The organism is Blastopirellula retiformator (assembly GCF_007859755.1).
In the GTDB taxonomy this organism is placed as follows: domain Bacteria; phylum Planctomycetota; class Planctomycetia; order Pirellulales; family Pirellulaceae; genus Blastopirellula; species Blastopirellula retiformator.
This window is the reverse complement of sequence record NZ_SJPF01000001.1, coordinates 1661389-1681446: the sequence shown is the minus strand read 5'-3', so window position 1 is coordinate 1681446 and position 20058 is coordinate 1661389. Positions and strand designations below refer to the sequence as shown.

At 60.6% G+C, this 20058-nt stretch carries 15 protein-coding genes; 1 reads left to right on the top strand and 14 read right to left on the bottom strand.

Annotated elements, in window-relative coordinates; translation table 11 throughout:
• From Enr8_RS07010 to Enr8_RS06980, 7 genes are all read right to left on the bottom strand, one after another.
• Positions 1-825, bottom strand: coding sequence for a hypothetical protein (locus Enr8_RS07010; RefSeq protein ID WP_146429854.1), 825 nt, complete (start codon positions 823-825; stop codon positions 1-3).
• Entirely contained in the window at positions 825-4481 is a 3657-nt protein-coding gene (locus Enr8_RS07005; RefSeq protein WP_146429853.1) for a hypothetical protein, read from the bottom strand. The genes Enr8_RS07010 and Enr8_RS07005 overlap by 1 nt, the downstream gene beginning before the upstream one ends.
• An 84-nt stretch (positions 4482-4565) precedes the next feature.
• A complete protein-coding gene (locus tag Enr8_RS07000; RefSeq protein ID WP_146429852.1) occupies positions 4566-6953 on the bottom strand; it encodes a hypothetical protein in 2388 nt (795 codons plus the stop codon).
• Positions 6950-9094 (bottom strand): VWA domain-containing protein, encoded by a 2145-nt coding sequence (locus Enr8_RS06995; protein ID WP_186767482.1) that lies wholly within the window; start codon positions 9092-9094, stop codon positions 6950-6952. The genes Enr8_RS07000 and Enr8_RS06995 overlap by 4 nt, the downstream gene beginning before the upstream one ends.
• Before the next feature lie 13 nt (positions 9095-9107).
• On the bottom strand, positions 9108-10013 hold the full coding sequence (locus tag Enr8_RS06990) for a DUF58 domain-containing protein (protein WP_146429850.1): 906 nt from the start codon (positions 10011-10013) through the stop codon (positions 9108-9110).
• Complete coding sequence (locus Enr8_RS06985; RefSeq protein ID WP_146429849.1) at positions 9970-11010, bottom strand: AAA family ATPase; 1041 nt, start codon at positions 11008-11010, stop codon at positions 9970-9972. Before Enr8_RS06985 ends, Enr8_RS06990 begins: the two co-directional genes overlap by 44 nt.
• Positions 11011-11059: 49 nt before the next feature.
• Entirely contained in the window at positions 11060-13498 is a 2439-nt protein-coding gene (locus tag Enr8_RS06980) for an outer membrane protein assembly factor BamB family protein (protein ID WP_146429848.1), read from the bottom strand.
• A 379-nt stretch (positions 13499-13877) separates the two neighbouring features.
• On the opposite strand from Enr8_RS06980, the gene Enr8_RS06975 reads away from it, so the two are divergent.
• Positions 13878-14246 carry a DUF983 domain-containing protein gene (locus Enr8_RS06975; protein WP_146429847.1) on the top strand — a complete coding sequence of 123 codons (369 nt, stop codon included), beginning with the start codon at positions 13878-13880 and terminating at the stop codon, positions 14244-14246.
• A gap of 314 nt (positions 14247-14560) precedes the next feature.
• Here the strand turns inward: Enr8_RS06975 and Enr8_RS06970 are convergent, their stop codons facing one another.
• The 7 genes from Enr8_RS06970 to Enr8_RS06940 are packed head-to-tail and all read right to left on the bottom strand — an operon-like array spanning position 14561 to position 20056.
• Positions 14561-14884, bottom strand: coding sequence for a hypothetical protein (locus tag Enr8_RS06970; RefSeq protein ID WP_146429846.1), 324 nt, complete (start codon positions 14882-14884; stop codon positions 14561-14563).
• Between the two features lie 22 nt (positions 14885-14906).
• Positions 14907-15356, bottom strand: coding sequence for a DUF420 domain-containing protein (locus Enr8_RS06965; RefSeq protein ID WP_146429845.1), 450 nt, complete (start codon positions 15354-15356; stop codon positions 14907-14909).
• 5 nt (positions 15357-15361) lie between these two features.
• Entirely contained in the window at positions 15362-16552 is a 1191-nt protein-coding gene (locus tag Enr8_RS06960) for an SCO family protein (protein ID WP_146429844.1), read from the bottom strand.
• Positions 16552-17430: an ABC transporter permease gene (locus Enr8_RS06955; protein ID WP_146429843.1), complete on the bottom strand. Its 879-nt coding sequence runs from the start codon at positions 17428-17430 to the stop codon at positions 16552-16554. Before Enr8_RS06955 ends, Enr8_RS06960 begins: the two co-directional genes overlap by 1 nt.
• A complete protein-coding gene (locus Enr8_RS06950) occupies positions 17423-18367 on the bottom strand; it encodes an ABC transporter ATP-binding protein (RefSeq protein WP_146429842.1) in 945 nt (314 codons plus the stop codon). Before Enr8_RS06950 ends, Enr8_RS06955 begins: the two co-directional genes overlap by 8 nt.
• A 9-nt stretch (positions 18368-18376) precedes the next feature.
• Entirely contained in the window at positions 18377-18811 is a 435-nt protein-coding gene (locus Enr8_RS06945) for a cytochrome C oxidase subunit IV family protein (protein ID WP_186767480.1), read from the bottom strand.
• Between the two features lie 24 nt (positions 18812-18835).
• Positions 18836-20056, bottom strand: a complete 1221-nt coding sequence (locus tag Enr8_RS06940; RefSeq protein WP_222434803.1) for a cytochrome c oxidase subunit 3 — start codon at positions 20054-20056, stop codon at positions 18836-18838.
• Between the last annotated feature and the right edge of the window lie 2 nt (positions 20057-20058).

The window sequence follows — 20058 nt, the reverse complement described above, 5'->3', positions numbered from 1 at the left end:
TCATCGACCTTGCTCCTCTTCCGCCAGACGGCGAAAATAGTCTTCCGTAAGACGTTCGTATTTTGGCAGAAACTTTTCGACCGAAGCGTTTTGCAACTGCTGGCGAACTCGTTCAGGGAGTTGTCCCCAAACTTCCTTGATCAACGCGCCGCGGGCTTCCAGCGGCAGTAGTTCGTAGTCTTTGTCTCGCAGTTCGTCGCTGCTCTCCATCGCCTGTTCATTGTCACGCTGCTGCTGCGACTGTTGCTCTGCGTCCCCTTCCTGGGGCTGCGGTTCAGCGCCGCCGTTTTGCGGCTGTTGTTGGCCCTGTTGGCCCTGTTGGCCCTGTTGCTGCGATTGCTGCTGTTGTTGGTTCTGCTGTTGCTGCTGCTGATTTTTTTGTTGTTGCTGTTGTTGCTGCTGCTGTGGGTTTTGTTGCTGTTGCTGCTGTTGTTGCTGCTGCTTGGCTTGTTCGATCAAATCATCCAACTGCTTGATGATCGACTGCTGCATCGAGAGCGTGTCGTCTTCGGCCTGACCTTGGCCGATCCGATCTTGCACGGTCTGCATGTCGCGGCCAATTTGCAGCAGCGGATTCTCCGGCCCTTCGCCGAGATCCTCGCCATCGGGCTCTCCGATCAGCGGCTCATTTCCGGGCGGATCTTGCGAGCCGTCCGGTTTGTTTTCGCTTGGCTTCGGTGGGACGACGTCGGGAATGTCGAGTCCCTCAAACAGGTCATCCCCCAGCCCTTCCAGCAGTTCCTGATCGAGCGAATCCTGATCGGCCAGCACGGGCGCAGCCGCAGACAGTAGCGCGCACATCGCAAGCATTGAGAGCATTCGCATTACAGGTTCTCCACTGGGTCGGCTTTACCGGGGCCGACTTCACCGGGGACGTCATCCGCAGGCGCAGCGTCGCCGGCCGGATCGGCCGGCTCCTCTTCTTCTTCGATCTCGAAGATATCTTCCTTGGCCGGCTTTGTTAATTCTAACGCTAATTCGGCGAGATCGCCCTGCTCTTTCGCCAGCCGGGCCAATTCTATTTCCAGCTCGACCGAGGGGGGAGACTCCTTCGCCAAACGAGCCGCCGCCTCGGCGGTCAGGTCGTTGACCCCCTGCTGCATCAGTTTCAGCAATTTCAGCTGGGCAATCTGGCTGATGCCGTCCTGGCTCCGCTGCTGGTCGCCACCTTGCTGTTGGCCTTCTTGCTGCCCCTGATCGTTATTTTGCGGCTGATTCTCTTCCGCATCCCCTTCCTCCATCGCGGCCAGCAATTGCTCCAGCCGCGTGGCCGCCTGACTGGCGGTGCGCTCGGTCGAAGTCGAAATGTCGCGCGCATCGAGTCCGCGGGCCGTTTCCCGCATCAAATCGGCCGCCGTGGTCAGTGAGAGGTGGAAAACCGCCGCCTTGGAAATTGTCCGCGCAAAATCGGCCGTTTCGGTCATCAGCCCCTTTTGCAGCTGCGAGATGAGCCGAATCGACTCTCCCTCGGCCGCATTCGGACGACGTTCGCCGACAATCTCTTGCAGGCGATCAATCTCGCGAACGACCGTTTGCTGCTGCGTCACCATCGACTCGATCGACTGACGCAGACGCTGCGATTGCTCTTCGGCCAGATCTTTTTCGACCTGTTTTTGTTTCTCGGCCAGCTCTTGCTGCGCTTCTTCTAGATCGCGCTCGGCCTGCTCCTGCTGCTCCAGCGACGCCCCGGCGTCATCGTTGTTCGCGTTGTCGGCGGCGTTCTCTAGTCTCTGCGCCGACTGGCGAACGGCGTCGGCCGCCTTGTCGGCTCGCAAACGCTCTAGCTTGCGGGCCAGTCGTTCGGCCTGCGCTTGCAAGTTCTTTTGCTCAGCGGCCAGGCGTTCCAACTGGCGTTGGCGCTCTTGCGGGTTTTGCGTCCGGGCGGCCTGTTTTAGTTTGTCTTGCAGACCCTTTTGTTTCGCGTTCAGGTCACGCAGTTCTTGCTCCGCTTCCTTCAGCTTCTCGGAGAGCTGCTTCAGGCGGTTCTCACGACGATTGTTCAAGATGTCGAGCATCTCTCCCAACTGTTTGTCGACTTCCGACTGCGAGTTGGCCGCCTCTCCCATCTGGTTTTCCGCCAGTTGGGCGCCTGCCTCCCGCATCTTCTGCGAGATCGCTTCTTGCCGCTGCTGCTCGACCGCATCTTTCAACGTTTCGGCCGCCCCCGGTTCGCTACCGGCCAGCTGTTTTTCCATCTCCCGCATGCGCGACTGGATCCGGTCCAGCTGATTCGCCAGATCGGCCTGGTCGGTCGCCAAACGTTTCCGCTCGGATCGTTCGGCAGGATCCAGGCTCTCGGGCGTCTTACCGATCGCCGCCGCTTGGTCTTCTTCGGTGCGCTGCTGCAGGTCTTGTTGGCGCTGACGCAGCGCCCGCAAGTCGATCGCGAAGCGGCGATATGTATCCCATTGCGACAGCCCCGAGATCATCTCTTCCAATTGGCGTTCGGCGGTCCGCTGCTGCTCGACCGTCTCGGCCAGCTTGCCGCGCATTTCGGCCGCTTGCTCGCTGCGTTCGGCCGGCGACGAGTTCTCGCCAAGTTCGATCTGGCGTTTCGCTTCGCCCAGCTTGTTCTCGATGCTGGCCAGCTCTTCGCCCGCCATCTGTTCGGTTTGCGCTCGCAGAGCGACCAGTTGGTCCTTCGTGTCGGGATCGTCCAAACCGTTCCGCTCCATCTCGCGCTCGATCTTTTCGATCTGGGCGCCGACGCCGGTTTGTGGATCGGCGATCTCACGCCGGACGCGACGTTGGCGCAGCTCGGCGTTCTGAAGTCGCGAACGATCCTGCGGGCCGAGCGGTTTCCCTTCGGCGGCGGCGATTTCGACGGCCGACGTTTCGCTGCGGGCTTCGGCTTGAGCCTGAGCCGCTTCGCTCAATTGCGTGATCAACCGCCGCTGCATCCCGACGATTCGCTCTTCCATCTGCTCCGGCGAGACGATCGTGATCCGCCGCGGCAGGCTCACGCCTTCTTGAGGTTTTCGGTCGTAGCCGACCAGCGTCGCCTCTAGAACGTCCCCTGGCCGCAAGTCTTCCAATTCCTTGAGTTGCCACTGATATCCAAGCGCCACCGGCGGCAGTGGATCCGAGCTGATCGACTCCAGCGAAGCGACTCGCGGCGCGCTGTCGGGCGCCGTCCAAAGTTCCACTTCGGTGGCGCCGGCGTCGGTCGCACGCAGATTCATGAACTTTATCAGCGCCCGCTGCAGGCCAAGATCGTCCGAACCTTCCGCCGCCAGTTCGATACTAGCGGTCGGCGTGACGTAGATGTTCTCTTCCGGCTGCTTCCAGGTCAGCTCTGGCGGTTTGTCGGCGAGTGCACGAGCCTGAAAACGATCTCGCTCGGTCCGCACCAAACCGGACGCCGTCTCGACTTCCAGCCAATAGACTCCGGAAGCGGTCAGCAGGAACGGCGTATCCGAATCACCGACGAGCGACAGCTGATCTTCGCCCACCTTCAGCGGAATCGTCCGTTTCCCTTGCGCATTTTCAAAGTGCAGCCGCGCCTGGGCGATCGGCTGATCGACTTTGCCGGAGATCTCGACCTGCGATCCTTGCAGCGCCAGAATCACCCGCGGCGAGGGAGTTGCCGCCCACTCGGTATAAGCGGGCGGAGCAACCGTTACCTGCACGTCGATGATTTTCGGCGGATCGACCGCTTTCAGCGTCCGCCATGACATCGCGTCGTCATCGCCGCCGAACGCGCGATAGCGGAGGTCGGTGGTGACGTTGGCCAATGTTCGCTTCATCACCGACTTGCCAAAGTCGAACTCCATCGGCAGCGATTCGATGCGATCGCCCCGATCGACCTGCAGCGTCACGCCATCGGGCAGTTCTCCGCCGCCATCAATCACTTCCAGCGAAACGCTTTCGCCTACCGCCACCGTGCTGGGTGGATCGACAAACTGCAGTTGATTAACCCGCGGCCATTGGGCGTCGCTCCAAGGCGCCGCTAGCCGCGTCAGCCCGATGCGGGCATACCGAGGCGCGGCGACAACCAAAACCGCGGCCAGGGCGACGGCGGCGATCGCCACCAGCGCCCCACGCTTGTAGATGTCTCGATTGACGGCGGCGTCCAGGTCGTAGCTTTGCAAATCGGCCTCGGTCTCGGCGATCACATTGCGCTGGAGCGCGAGCGATCCGGTCGAGGCGCCGCTCTCTAAAAACTCCAGCGAACTGGTGACGCGATCTCGAAACTGCGGAAAGAACGATTCGAGCCGCTGCGCCGTCGCCAACAGCGTCGGCTTCCACCGCCACGCTTTCGGTAACAGATAGATCGCGATCGCAATGCAACTGCCCCAAGCGGCGAGCGAAAAGAAATAGCGGGTCCCCGCGTCTTCGCTATGCACCACGTAGTCAAGCAATGCGATTCCGCCCAAGGCGCCAACGAGCGCGGCGACGCACCACAGCGTTGCGCGCAGCCGAACCAACCGCATGGCGCGGTCTCGGACGCGTTCGATTTGCTGAATGATTGGGTGCTTCATGTCCTATCGATGTTGGAGAATCGCCTCCTTCACTATACCGGGCTTGTCGCCGCCGCTTCCAGTCGAAAACGGCGCGAGCGACCGTTACAGCATCCCTCCTCGCTTCCGCAACAACCACTCGCCAATAATAAGACTGATGAACAGGGTCGCTAGTTTCCAGGAATTCCAAACCGGGATCGGCGAGAGCGTTTCAATCCGCACTTGTCGCCCTTCTGGCAAGTCATTCAGGAGTTGAGTCGCCTCGGCGAAGGTATAAAACGTTCCGCCGGCGACGCTGGCGGCGGTCCGCAACTCGCCAAAATCGGCCGCCAAGCGAGCCATTTCGCCGGCAGTCGCTTCGATCCGAAAACGGGTCGCCGCTTGCTCCGGTGCGTCCGACATCACCGGCTCGGCAATCCACGCACGGTATTCTCCTTCCGGCAGATCGCTGATCGCCGCCTCGAAGGTGTCGCGGCTTCCCGAACTGCGGGCCAGCGAGACGCGGCGTTGGCGTCCCCCTGCTTGCTCGATCATGACGGTCACCCCTTGGTCGCTGGTCGGCGCTTTGCGGTCGTCAAAAAAGCGAACTCGCAATCGGACCGGCTCGCCCCGTTCGTACTCGTTGCGGCTGGCGGCCAACTCGGCGCCCCAACCTCCCCCCAAGACCGAAGCCCGGGCCAGGTAGCGAACCGTCTGCATCCAAAATGGATCGTGATGCTCCCACCGCCACAGATCGTCGCTGGCCAAGAACATCACCTTTCCACCGCCGACAAACTGCTGCATCAACAGCGGAATCGGATCCCCTTGCGGATCAAAGCGATCGCGGGCCGTCGCCAATACCTGGGCGCCAGACTTCAGCGAAGTAAACTCCGGCAACCAGTACAGCTGCTCAATCGAATCCCACCGCCGCAGCGTGTCGCTGGTATTGGCGCCAACCTGCAGCGGCGGCGAAGTCACGCCGAGGTTACTGAGCTTGACCGGAATCGAACTCGACAGCGGGGGCGCAGGACGCTGCGCGTTTTCCAGCTGAAACGGAAAGAGCGCCGCCAACGGCGTGCCGCCATACAGCCACGGCAGATACTGATCGCCGGCGACAAAAATGACGCCGCCCCCCTTCTCCACCACAAACTTGTTGACCAGTTCCAAATTGCTGCGGCTGAGGAACGCCGGGTTCGCGTCGCCGATCACGATGACGTCAAACTGAAACAACTCTTCCTGGCTGGCGGGGAACACCCGCTCGGCGACGGCATCCTGGTCCGAATATTCCATGTCGGAGTCTTGCAGAATCGCCGTCAGGTCAAAGGCGTTCTCCGGCTGACCGCTGGCGCTGACCGGCTTCAGTTGGCGTTCGAATAGCGTCTTGAGATAGCGATATTCAAACCGCGGCTGCGAGTCGACCAGCAGCACCTTGATCGCATCATCGCGAACCGCCACTTGCGCGGTCGCTTGATTATCGCTGAGATCAACTTCGTCGTCCCCCGCTTCGACGTCGATGATAAAGGTGAAGTCCCCTTTTTCGGTCGGCCGGAACTGCAGTTCCATCTGACGCGTCATTTCGTCGGTCGAAATAGTGACGTTCTTCTCGGCGAGAATCTCTGGATCGTCCTTCTTCCGCAGCGTCACTTTGGCGGTCTTGCCCGCCATGCCGGTCGCGCCGAATCGAAACTTGAAATTCAGCGGATCGCCGACAAACGCGGCGCGCTCGACATCGAGATCTTCGACGCTGGCGTTCAGTTGCCTTTGGCGACTCCCCAGCCCCACCACAAACAGGGGCGCTCCGCGACGCCGGGCGACCACCGCCGCATCCGACAGCGACTTTCCTTCGGTCGTGATCCCATCGGTCAACAACACCACCGCGGCGGTCGGTCGGCCCCGCTGCTGTTGGAAGATCTCGGTCAGACTGTCCCCAAGTCGGCTCGCCGGTCGATTCGCCTCGGCCAACTGCAGCGTTTCGGGCCATTGTTCGATATCGCCGCTCCAGGCCCGGCCGCTATCGCCGACGTAGTACCCTTTCAGTCGATACCGCGACTGCAGTTGGTCAAACCAATCTTCCCCCAGCAGCAACGTGCGTCCTTGATTCCAGCGCGATGCGTCGGCGTAGCCAGCGGCCGACAGTCGCGACTTGATCTGCGACGCTTCTTCCCCGCTGAGCGGATCGATGTGCGACATGCTTTGCGAGTCGTCCAGCGCCAAGACCAAATCAGGCGTATCGGTTCGATATGGTCGCAGCGATAAGCCGTACAACATGAACAGGATCAACGCGACCAGCGCGATCCGCATCGCAGCGAGCGTCGCCTTGAACCAGGCCTGCTTCGTGGAGCGTTCGCGGTAATAGATCGAAGCGACCAGCACGCCGCCGCCAATTAGAATCGCAATCGTGCCCCAGGGCGCCCAGGGGGCGATCCACTGCAGGCTCGACTGCAAACCATCCGCCTGCTCGGCGGCGTCGCCCGCGAAAAACCAGTAGATCCACCGGTCGAATGTTTCGTTCATAGGGCGGCCGATCCAAACTTCCAGGCAAGAATCGGTTCCAGCAATAACAGCGTCAATACGGCGATCAACAGCATCCGAAAAAGCGGGATTCCCTCCACGATTCCGGTCGCCAAAAAGGCGCCTTCATCGGTGCTCGCTTCAAACAGCACCGGCGGCAAGTCTTCGCGCGAGACCTGCGTCAGATCGCTTTCCGCGGTTCGCAGATTGACGGCAAACAGCGCATCAGCGTCGGCGCGATCGCTCACTTGTAGACGATAGACGCCGCTCACTTCGGTTTCGTCAAACGCCCAACTGCCGTCGGGTAGTCGTCCCAGCCGCTGCGTCTCTTTCCGTGGTGTTGTAATCGCGGCGGTTACGGCGCTGCTGCTGGCAGTCAGTCTTCCTTGCAGCACTTGCCCCACTAAGACGTTTTGCCGATCGCTTTCTCCCCGCACGATTTGCGCCAACGTCTCTTGAACCAGCGGCGGAAAACTGGGCCACGTCGGCAGGGCTGACCACGGCTGACCGGAACCAGTGGTAATCGCCGCCGGCAGAGCGATGACCGCGACGCTGTCGACGCCCTCACTTTGATTGCCGCTCCCCAGTACGATCGCCGGATCGCCGTTATCCAGCCACAGCGCTACGCGGGCCGTTTCGTTTCGCTGTACGCGGAAGTACCGCCAGATTGGCGTCGATAGCAAACCGCCCCCTTGCTGCCCGCGGAACGGTTCGACCAGCGGATGTTCGTACCCGCGCGGATCAAAACGGTAGTCTCCTTCGCCGCTGGGGGTCTCCAATTTCACCGGCAACAGCGGCCGTTCGGCCGATCCCAGCAGACGGTTGTAATTTTCGGCGTCGGCGTCAGGCCCCAGGAAGAACGCGAGGCCTTTCCCGGTTTCCGCGAATTCGGTCAGCACGCCTGCTTCCTGCGGCGTAAACCGGGCGGCATCCGCGACGAAGATCGCGGCAAACGGCGCCAGATCAATCTCGACCAGGGCCGATTGGTTGATCACTTCCGGCGCGATCGCCGCATCGGCTGCGTCATCGGGACGCAGAGCGAACTTCAAGAATTTCGCCGCGCCGGGACTGCCGGCGACGCACAAGACGCGGACCTGATCTTTGGCCGCGGCGACGATCCAGCGATGGTCGTCGATCGGCAATGGGTCGTCGTCCAGGCGAAACTCGACGGCATGGTCCCCTTCTTTTTCAAAGCGATGCGAAAACTGTGCGGCGGCCGCTTCGCTGCTCGATAGGTCGATCAGCTGCTGCCCGACAAGCGTGTCATCGACAAACATGCGGACGCTCTCGCCGCCGGCGCCCAAGTCTCCCTGGCGCCGGACGTCGACTTCAAAGGTGCTGGGAGCGGCGAGCGTGGCGAATGGCTCGACCATGCGGACGTTCTCGATAAACGCGTTGCTGGTGGTCGGTTGCCCCAGGTCGATCAGGCTGAGACTGCTCTTGGTCGCCAGTTGATCCAATCGGGCGGTTGCGGCGGAGGCCGACTCCCAGGTCGTCTTCTGCAGGTCGCTGAGGAATACCACGCGCGACCGGCTCAAGCGGGGATGATTCTCATTAGCGCCATCCAAGATCTTTTCGACCTCGGCTAGCGTCGCTTCCAGGTTGGCGCCGCTATCGGCAATCTGCAGCGCGTCGATCTCTTGCATCACGTCGCCGGCGTCGTACGCGGGATCGCCGATCACCACCAGCGGCGGCTCGCCCATTCGCACCAGCGTATGGGCGTCTCCTTGCGAGGTCGCCTCGATCAGATGCCGGGCCTCCTCTTTCGCTCGATCAAAGCGTGACCGGCCATTCTCGCGATAGTCCATGCTGTACGAGCCGTCGATGACGATCACCGTATGCCGCGCGTCGAGCGTCGCCGACGCCGCCAGCGGCGAACCGGAACTGCACGAAATGTCGGCTAGCGCCAACGCGAACAGCAACATGATCGCGCACCGGACGATCAGCAACAGCAATTGCTCGATCTGAATCCGCCGCGAGTTCTTTTTCATCGCGGCGATCAGGTAGTGCATCGCCGCCCAGTTCGTCTCGCGATGCCGCCGACGATTCCAGAGATGAATCAAAATCGGCGCAGCGGCGGCCAGTCCCCACGCCAACATACCGGCGCTGGAAAATAAAAACGGGCTGACGGCCAACAACTCCACAGGCGATCTTTCCTTACGAATGCATCCGAGCCATACGTCCTGACAGAAACGCGTTGAGCACCACATCGAGCGGCTGATCGGTGCGAACCTGCAGATAGTCGATATTGGCGCTGTTGGCCTGGGCCTTTAGCGCTGCGATCGCCGCGGTGATCTCGCGCAAGTACGCCTTGCGGAGCGATTGCGGGTCGACCAACAGTTCCGGCATTTGCTCCAGCCCATGAAACAGCGTCGGCTGTTGAAACGGAAAATCGAGCTCGGCCGGATCGAGCACATGGACCAGCACTACGTCATGTCGGCGATGCCGAAAATGCTTCAGCCCGGCGATCATCGCATCAACGTCGTCAAAGAAGTCGCTGATCACCAACACGATGCCCCGTTTGCGGCAACGCTCGGCCAGTTGATGAAAGATCGGACCGGTCGCCGTTTTTCGCTGCGGCTCGGTCCGATCGAGCACGTCAAAAAACTGCTGAAGCTGCGTCGGGCTACTGCCGGGCTCAATCAGCGTCCGCACCTCTTCATCAAACGTCGCCAAGCCAACGGCGTCTTGTTGATGCAGCGTCAGCCAGGCCATGGTGGCGGCGATGCACTCGGCGTACTCCAGCTTCGAAAGCGGCGAGTTGGGACCGCGATAGGTCATACTTTCGCTGACGTCGAGCACCAGATAGGCGATCAGGTTCGTTTCGTCTTCGTACTGCTTGAGATAGAACTTGTCGGTCCGGCCGAACACCTTCCAGTCGAGGTAGCGCAGATCGTCGCCCGGCGCGTACTCTCGGTGTTCGGCGAACTCGATCGAGAAACCGCGATAGGGACTACGGTGCGAACCCGAGACGAACCCTTCGACAATGTGTTGGGCCCGCATTCTCAAGCCATGCAGCTTAGCCAGCGTTTGCGGATCTAAACGCCTTGTCGGCTTGTTCATCGGCGGCGACCGTGGGCACGAGTTCGATAAGACGACGAATCAGATCATCGGTCGTGATCCCTTCGGCGTCAGCGGTAAAGTTGGTGCGCATCCGATGGCGCAGCACCGGCAAGGCGACCGCTTGCACGTCCTGCGTCGTGACGAAGGTGCGGCCCTCGAGCACGGCCCGCGACTTGGCGCCCAGCACCAGGTACTGACTGGCCCGCGGACCGGCGCCCCATTGCACGTACTGGCCAATAAAGTCCGGCGTCTCTTCGCGCCCCTTGCGAGTCATTCGGACCAGTTGAATCGCATACTCGGCCACATGATCGGCGACCGGCGCCTTGCGGACGACGTGGGTCAGTTGGGCGATGTCATCGGCCGACAACGTCGGCGTGATCAACGCGTGATGATCGGCGGTCGTGCGGCGGACGATTTCCAGCTCTTCGGCCGGCGACGGATAGTCGACCTGGACGTTGAACATGAATCGGTCAAGCTGCGCTTCGGGCAGTGGGTAGGTGCCTTCTTGCTCGATCGGGTTTTGCGTCGCCAATACGAAGAACGGCGTCGGCAACCGATGTCGCTGACCGCCGGCGGTGACCTGATGCTCCTGCATCGCTTCCAACAGCGCGGCTTGCGTCTTGGGAGGCGTTCGGTTGATTTCATCCGCCAAGATGACGTTGGCGAAGACCGGACCCGGAATGAAGCGATACTCGCGCTGGCCGGTCGCCTTGTCTTCCTGAATCACTTCCGTCCCGGTGATGTCGGACGGCATCAAGTCAGGCGTAAACTGAATGCGATTGAAGTTAAGCGTCAACGATTCGGCCAGGCTCCGAATCATCAGCGTCTTGGCCAACCCCGGCACGCCGACCAACAGACAGTGGCCGCCGGCAAATAGGGAGATCAGCAGTTGCTCTACCACCTCTTGTTGGCCGACAATCACCTTCGACAATTCGCGCGTGATCTGCTCGTGGGCGGCGTTAAGCCGACGTACCGCATCGATATCTTGTTCTTCCAACGTCAAATCTCCGAGGTGCTGCGATGCGCTGTGCGGCGCTTCGCCAAAATTAGCGAGATGGCTCGCTGGCCTCTTCTTCGCTCAGGTCGGTCAACACCGATAACTGCGTCGCACTGGCCACCACCAGGTAGTCGCCCGAGATCGCCAAGTTGCCCCCTTTGAGCCCGAGCTGCTGCAAATGGATCGGCTCGCGGGCGGCGACCGGTTTCTCTTCTGGGCCAACCTGCTGCTTCAAGACGTAAACCGCCTCAAGCGTTGGCCAATATATTGTATCACGCGCCAAGACGCCGCGTCCGTAACCGAGCGGAGGTCGCTCGGCCTGCGGATTGTCCGGATCACGCGGATTGGGAAACTGACACCGCAGTCTTCCTGAGTCGAGACGAATCCAAAACAACTGCTCGCCGCTGACGATCAAGTCGTCTTTGGTCGTCCCCAAAAGATGGGTCGCCTGCACGCCTCCGGGAACCGTTTGCCACTGCAATTTGCCGGTCGCCGCGTCGAGCGCGATGATGCGATCGCAATCGGCCGGCATCGCAATCACCATATCGCCGGTGACGATACACGGATTCAAATCGCGGGTTAGCTGTTGATTGGCCTGCGTCATCGTCCCCGCTTCGAGCGGACCGCGGGGATACAGGGTTAACCACTGGATCTCGCCGGCGGCGGCGCTCACCGCGGCGATCACGCCGCGGTTGGTGTTGTAATACAACACGCCGTCGGCCAGGGTCAGTAAATTGTGCGAACGCTGTCCCGCTTTGTCCCCCAGCACTAGGCCGGCGCCATACGGTTCGGTCGAACAAACGGTCCGCCGCCAGATTCGCCGGGCGGTCGAAGCGTCGTAGCAAGCGATCGCCGACTCGCTGCGAACCCCATTCTTGGTCATCGCCACATACAGCCGGCCGTCGTCGATCAGGCCAGTTCCTTCAAACTCCCATTCCTGTTCGCCAGGATCGTTGGCCGCGATGATCGACGCGATACGACCCTCCGCCGCCAGGTCGATGACGTACATCTCGGCCGACTTGAAGAAAGTGGACGGTCGTTCGGTATAGACCGACAGCGAAGCGCCTTGCCGCGCGGCCATCAAACGGCCGCTGGCCGACAGCGTGTAGCGCGGAGCGCCGATCGCCGACTCCATCTTCGGCAGTTGACGGTCTTGCCATTGATTCGTGTTTCCCAGCCGCAATCCGTTCGACAAGTCGACGCCGCTGCGATGAAACATGCCGTAGTCCGGGTTCTTTGGATCGTTATCTCCGCCGGTCGGCCACGCAGGCGTTCCATCTTGCAGCCGCAATGCCCGTAACCGCTGCGGGTCGTTGACGAACAACTCGCCGTCGACCGCGATCGGGTAATAGCTGAGCGGCGGCTCACCACTCTGCAGCATTTCGGGCAAACCTGCCAGTCGCATGCTCGAGGGGGGCGTCGGCAGTTCGGTCGACCAGACCAACTTGGCGGCCGCGGGCGACCGGTCAGCGACGGCGTTTCGCTCTTGGCTTCCGGCGAACGTCTTCCAGTCGTCGACAAACTGCAGCTCGTACTGCTTGCCGGCCGCGTCCTCCAAGATCGACTTTAGCGCTGTATCCAGCCGCTGCCGCTTCCCGGCGATCATCCCTTCCGCTTCCGGCGCCAGGCGTTTCAGCAAGTCGTGCTCGATCGTCGCTCGCCGCTGATCTCCTTCCAGCGCCGAAGCCAACGTCAATCGCGCTAACAAGTCGGCCAACGGGATCTCGGTCGTCGGAACCGAACGATGGGCCGAGTGGCGCTGCGGATCGAGAAGCAACTTCTTGATCTCGGCGCCATCCAACTGCCAATCGACGCCATCGACCGCCACCCACAGCGGCTGCCCCGGAAAGGCGTAGAGCAGCGACTTTTCGTCATGCGGAGTCCGCAGCCGCGGATCGATCTGTTCCCAGGCAGCCCGGGCCGCGGCAAACTCTCCTCGCTCTAGCCGCATGTCGCCTAGCGCCAGCAGCGCTTGATCGGTATCGCTGGCGAGAAAATAGCGTTCGATCGCCGTTTCTAGGGCGCCGGTATCATGCGCTTCAATCGCAGCGTCGTACGCCCGCTTGGCGGCGACGTCGGTCTGCTCGCGATAGGGCGTCAACAGTTCCGGCCGGCGACGAGCGATCTCGGCCAACTGCGTATGTAGCCGGCGACGCAGGCCGACGTAAAAGATGAATTGATCGCCTGACTGTAGCGTCAGCGAGTCAGCCTCGAACAGCTGATCGCCATGCGCCGACACCAGCCGGCGATAACCTTCGATCGCCTCTTGCCATTGCTCGTCGCGCAGGCGCTGCTCGAGCTGGACCAGCAGTTGCTGCGACTCGTTGGTCAGTTCCGGCAGATCGACCGTCAGCGAGAACTGCCCGCGGGTTGGCGGTGGCTGCGGCAAGAAGCGGATCTGCGCATGCACAAGATCTGCCTGGGCAAGCCCGATCCCGAGCCCGGCGGCCAGCAGCGTCACGCAGTGGAGGAATCGGAGGAACTTCATGCTCAGCCGGTTGCGGGGATGGGAAGAGGGGCGATAACTACGATATTTCCACCTTGGAAAGTATAGAGCCCCGAGGGGAGATCACAAAATCGGGGCCCCGCGACTTTCGCCTCTGGCAGCGCAATCGACGAAATCAGGCCCAATCGGTACGCTGCCATACCGAACAAGAAACAGGGCTACCGATGCCGGAAACGTCCCAACGCGGCGATTTTCGCCCACCTGGCGTCGGTCGCGAGAGAATCGGTCAGGCCATCGCCAATATTCGCATGTAGGCCGATCGCATGCGACATTTTGGCGTTTGTCGGCCGCCACGTGGCCAAGGTATCATCAAGGCTGCTGACGCGCCGCACGGCTATTGCAGGAAAGGTTGAGGGGACAGATGAGATTTCGGACGCTTGTTTGGCGAAGTTTACGACTGCGGTGCCCACTCTGCGGCCAGGGACATTTGCTGCGCAGTTGGTTCCGCATGCATCAAGATTGCCCCGAGTGCGGCGTCCGGTTTGAACGCGAGCCTGGCTTTTTCTTGGGCTCGATCTATTTCAACTACGGGCTGACGACGCTGATCGTCGCGGTCACCTATCCGATCCTGCTGTTCAACGGGATCGCCAATTCGCAGACGCTGCTGTTTGCGTCACTAGCCTTTGTGTTGGTCTTTCCGCTGATCTTCTTTCCGCTAGCGCGCAGCCTTTGGTTGGGGCACGATCAGTATTGGGACCCGCGAACCGACGTCCCCGAGCGACTTCCCTAGCGGCTAGCAGTCTGTTGATTTCTCGACGGACTGCGTGATCGCAGGGATGCGATCCCAAAATAGCGACGTAAGTCGTTATTTTGGGAGCCGTGAAGAGCTACGCTCTGAGCTTGGCGAGGTTGAAAAATGCCACGATGGTATTTTTCAACAGGCTGATAGAGCGTTTTTCTGATAGCTGTAGCGTTTCTGGCGTTAGTGAGGCAAGCTGGTCCAGGCGACCGAAGCAGGCGAATCCTCAAGATTCGTCGATGCAGGTCAACGCCGACCAGCGCGGCCGCAACCAGCCAGAACGATACAGATGGAGGAAAACCGCTCTAGGCGTCGACCGGCGGTTGCGTCGGCACGCCGGAGGCCGTCTTACGTCGCACCAGATCAGCGACCGCTTCGTCGGTTCCGGCTGCGCTGGCCGCAGCAGCTTTGCTGCGGATCGACCAGAAGACGTACGCCGCAAACGCGCCGATCAGCGTAAAGGGCATCGCCATCATGAAAATGATGCTCCAGCCGTAGGCGCTTGCGTACCGCTCGCCGAAGCCTGTCTTGCAGGTCGGACAAGCTTCGGCAATCGAAGCCGCCGCCGCGCAAAACAGAACCGCCAGCGAGAAGAGGGCGAACCGGGCGGCCAGTTGTCGAGGTTTCATCGAGCTTCTCTCCTCAGACTCTCTACGCCGCGACCTGCGGGGGAAAGAACTGATACAGCATCAAGTAGACCAACACGCCGGTCACCGAAACGTACAACCAGATCGGGAAGGTCACCTTCGCTAGTTTACGGTGCCGCGGCCGATTGTCACGCAATCCGTAATAAATGGTCGCCACCGCCAGAAACGGAACAGCCGCCGCCAACACAATGTGCGTTAGCAACATGCCGTAATAAAAGTAACGAACGCCAACCGGTGGATAGTCGGGAAACGTCTTGCCATGCCCTTCCAGCAGCGCGTGATACGTCAGGTAGCACCCCAGGAAAATGACCGAAACGCCAAAGCAGGCGAGCATCGTCCATTTGTGGGCGACCTCTTGATGACGCTTGATCTGCACAAACCCAAGGACCAACAATAAGGTCGCCAGGCCGTTCAGCGAAGCGTTGACGTGCGGCAGAATTTGAACCAGGTCCAACAGAGTTACTCCTCGGTAGCGGTGGTTTCCGCAGTCGGCGACGCTTCAGCTTCATCCGCCTTCGCCGACGCGTCCTCTTGTTTCGGGCCCAACAGCTCGTCCAACTTCTCTCGCAGCAGTCGCTTCTGCGTCGGATTGATCGCGATGTACGAATCGATCACCTTGCCGTCGGGGCCGACCAGGTAAAGTTGTTCGCTGTGAGCTTGCGGTTTGACGACGGCGTCAAAGTAGTTGACGCCGATCTCTTCGATGTATTTCAATTCGCCGGTCAAAAAGTACCAAACGTCCGGCTTGGCGCCAAAACGTTCGGCATAACCGGTCAACACGTTCGGCGTGTCGTTGGACGGGTCGACCGTGATGCTGACGATCTTCAAACCGCGATCGGCGTACTCGGCCTGCAGGCGAGCATTTTCCAGATTCAATAGCGTGCAAGTCGACGGGCAGGTGGTAAAGAAGAAACTCCCCAGCCAGTAGTCTCCCTCCAGCGACTTGCTGTCGAACTCTTCGCCATTGCGTTCGGTCAGCGTGAACGACGTCATCGGTTCGGCTGGCGACTTCTTTTCCGCCGACGTTTTTTCGGCCGGCTCTTCTTTCAACAATTCTTTGATCAGCTTGCGGGCCGCTTTAAAGTCAGGATTTTGCGTCGCCAAAAAACTGCCGCGCAGTTTGCCATTGCGGTCGATGACGACCATCCGCTCGCTGTGCGTCTGCTTGGCGAAGCCGACGTGAAATTGCTTCTCCGAGATCTCCTGAATCTCGGCGACATCACCGGTCAAAAACTTCCACTGCGCCGGATCGGCTTTGAACATCTGAGCGTACTTCGCCAGCACCTCGGGCGTATCGGTCGCCGGGTCGCACGTAATGCTGACGAACTTGACGTCATCGCCCTTGAACTCATCGGCCAGTTCCGAGACCTTCTGATTCAGCAAGCGGCAGATCGACGGACAGGTGCTGAAGAAAAAGCTGCCGACCCAAACGTCGCCATCCAGCTCTTGCGAGTTGAACGCTTCTCCTTGCGTGTCAGTCAAGGTGAACTCGCCCACATACGCATCCTCAGGCACGGTCACATTCCGCTTACCAGAGTCGAAGTCCGGCACGTCGCTTGACCGGCTTGCGCCGTTGGCGGCGTACCAAACGATCATGCCGCCGACCAACACGAACAAAGTGGCGAGAAAAAATGCGAACGTCTTATTCATCAAGCGTCTCCACTTCTCGGTTCCGCCGCCGACCAACAGGCCCACAGCAGCATCAGCGCCGCAAACGCAACCGTCACCACGATGGCGACCGTTGGACTTGGCGCCCAATAGGCCTCGACCGGCAGCCCGCGGCCAGGCAGCGGCGCGTCGTCGCCCATGCCCCAGTACATTATCTCGCGCAGCGACGCGATTGCGTAGGTCACCGGGTTCAGCCGCATCACCCAATGCATCGCGACCTGGCTCCAGGGAGACTGCGCGGTCACATACGGCACCGGAAAAAAGGCGCCGGAGAGCAGCCACAGCGGCATCAGCAGCAAGTTCATCACCGCATGGAAGCCTTGCGTCGACTCCATCCGCCAGGCGAGCAAAAATCCGAGCGAAGTCAGGCCGATCCCGACAATTAGCAGAAAGACCGCCATCACAACAAAGTTGAGCGGCCCTAAATTGACTTTCAGCGTTAGCGCCAGCAGCAGGAACAACACCCCCTGCAGCGTCGCCAACAGCGCGCCTCCCATTACCTTTCCCAGCACCATCGACCAGCGGGGAATCGGCGCCGCCAAGACCGACTGCAGGAAACCTTCGTTCCGATCTTCGATGATCGAGATCGTGGCGAAGATCGCCGTGAACAGCACGATCAGCATTAGCGTGCCTGAGAAGTAGTACTCCAGGAAGCTAACCCCAGCGGCGGTCGCGGCGCCCGGCAGTTGGAACGTCCGGCTCATCCCAGCGCCAAACAACAGCCAGAAGAGGAGCGGCTGCCCAATCGCGCCGATGATGCGGTTGCGCTGCCGCAGAAAGCGGACGATCTCTCGTTTGCAAAGCGAAGCGGCGGCCAGCAGCGGTTTCGGCTCGACCAGCGCGTCGACGTCATTACGCATGCGTCGTCTCCTCACGCCAATATTGGCGACCGGTCTTATCGATGAAGACGTCTTCAAGCGTCGGCTTGCCAAAGGTGATCGAATCGATCTTGTCCCCCAGCGTCTGCATGATCTGCGGCGCCAGTTGCGAAGCCTCCGGCGCTTCAAACCTGACGGCGGCGTCCATCACGCGCACCTCGTACGAAACGAGCCGCCGCAGTTCGTCCGCGAGGCCTTCGACATCGCCGCGCGTTGTAATCGTGACCGAGTCGCCGCCAACCGAAGACTTTAGCGCAGTGGGCGTATCAAGCGCGACCAGCGTTCCTTGATCCAGGATTGCTATCCGGTCCGCTTTTTCCGCCTCTTCCAGCAGATGGGTCGTCAGCACGATCGTGACGCCTTGCTCGGTGCGGATTCGCTGTAGGTATTCCCACAAGCTGCTCCGGGCGCCAGGATCGAGTCCCGTGCTCGGCTCATCCAGCAGCAGTAGTTGCGGGCGATGAATCATTCCCTTGGCCAATTCGACGCGACGTCGCAGCCCGCCCGAGAGTTGCTCGGCCAGGTCGCCGGCGCGATCCTGCACGCCCAGTTGCCGCATCATTCGCTCTTCGGCCTCTTTGGCGGCGGCGCCGCTCAGCCCGTACAGCGCCGATTGTTGTCGCATGTTCTCGGCGACGGTCAGCTTTTTGTCGAGGCTGGGGGACTGAAACACGACGCCAATCCGGCGACGGACCTGATCGCGCTGTGTGGCGAGATCAAAACCCAGCACGTCGACCTTGCCCGCTTGCAGCGGCGCCAGGGTCGACAACAAGCGAAACAGCGTCGTCTTACCGCCGCCATTGGGGCCGAGAAAGACGAAGATCTCGCCTGGCTCGACCTGCAGCGACAATTCGTTGAGCGCACGTCGCGTGCCGTACTGGTACGAGACATTTTCGATCGTGAGAGCGGGCGCTGACATGTTGTGCACTTAGTGACCTGGCTGAGCCGCGGGACGGGCATCGCCTGACGGGTGCAGGTTCGGCTCGATCGGCTGCGGCGTGTGGTTCCAGCGATGGCTGCTGTAATAGTCGGTGCGGTAGCCGATATCAGGGATCAACATGCAGACCAGGAAGACCGCCATCATCGCGGCCGGCACCGTCAGCACCCACTTCCAATTCGCTTCCCAAATGAGATGCATGAAAAAGCACATCACCAGCAGCGCTTTGCTGACCGACACCGCCATCATAAAGGCCCGGCTGACATTGACCGGAATCGCGTTATGCCACATCTCGAAATAGGTCAGAAACGAGCACAACGTCAGCAGGCAAAGGGCCAGAAAGACGAGCCAGTACTTGCCGGTACCGCCATGCCCGTGATCATGGGCCGCTTCGTGATGTTCGTCCGCGTGTCCGGTAGACGACATGGTCATCAGTTCCTTGGCGTTGAGTTAAAACAAGTACAGGATCGGGAACAGGAAGATCCAGACCAGATCGACGAAGTGCCAGTACAGCCCGGCCGCTTCGATGAAGGTCGCCTTCGAGACTCCCAGCGTCACCGGCAGCGCCACGGCGAAGACGATCAGTCCGACCAGCACGTGAATCGCGTGAAAGCCGGTCAACAGAAAGTAAGTGCTGGCCCACATGTTGCCGCTCGGAATCACAAACGGCAGATCGACCCAGTCGTACGTGTGATTGACGCCATGTCGCAAAATCGCCGCATCGTCGGCCGTCAGGTAGTCGATCAACTTCAAGCGATTCTTAACCAGCGCGATCTCTTGCGGATCTTGCTCTTCAGCCTGTTCCAATTCAGCAAGCTTGGTCGCCAGCGTCCCCTTCTCTTCCACTAGACGAGTCAGTTCTTCCTCGTCTTCATGCGGATGCTGAATCGTATAGGCGATGCTGTCCATCAGCGCCTGCCCCTCGACCGGATTGGGGTTCTGCGTCGCTGCGCGGGTGTTCCACTGCACCAGCCCATCGCGAAGCAGTTCCATCTTTTCGCGTCGCTCGCGATAGGTGTCGGCCATCGCGACCGCTTCTTCGTTCACCTTCTGGGCGGCGGCCAGCTTTTCCTCCGCTTTGGTCTTCGCTTCCTGATCTTTCGCTTCTTCGGCCTCTTCGATTTCGGCCTTGGCTTCCGCGATCTCGGAGGCCGACTTGTCGACCAGTTCGATCTGGGTGGTGCAGTGCTTGGCCGCGTCTTCCAACGCCACTTTCACCGACGACGCGTAATAGACGTCGGGCTTGTCGTAGAGCAAGCCGTGCGGATGAGCCGGGTAGATGCCGTGCGCGAACTTCTCTTTGTACTCGTAACCTTTGACGCCCAGAAACGCGAGCCCCAGCACGAACGTGACGAACATCCAGAACTTGGCCCGTCCCGCTTTGTCCGCTTTGGCCGCCTCGAGCGACAACACCACCGACAGGCTCGAGCAGATCAGCACAAACGTATTGAACGCGCCGATCGGCTCGCTCAGGTGAACGTCATGCGGCGACGGCCACGTCGGAGCGCCAAACCGGAGCACGATATACGCGCCGATCAGTCCGGCGAAAAACATGATTTCGGTCGACAGGAACAGCCACAGACAGAGCTTGCCGTTGGGGATCGGCAGCGCCGGCTGGTACTCCAGTTTGATATGACCATGCTCGGGATGATCGTCGTGATGCTGCGACATGA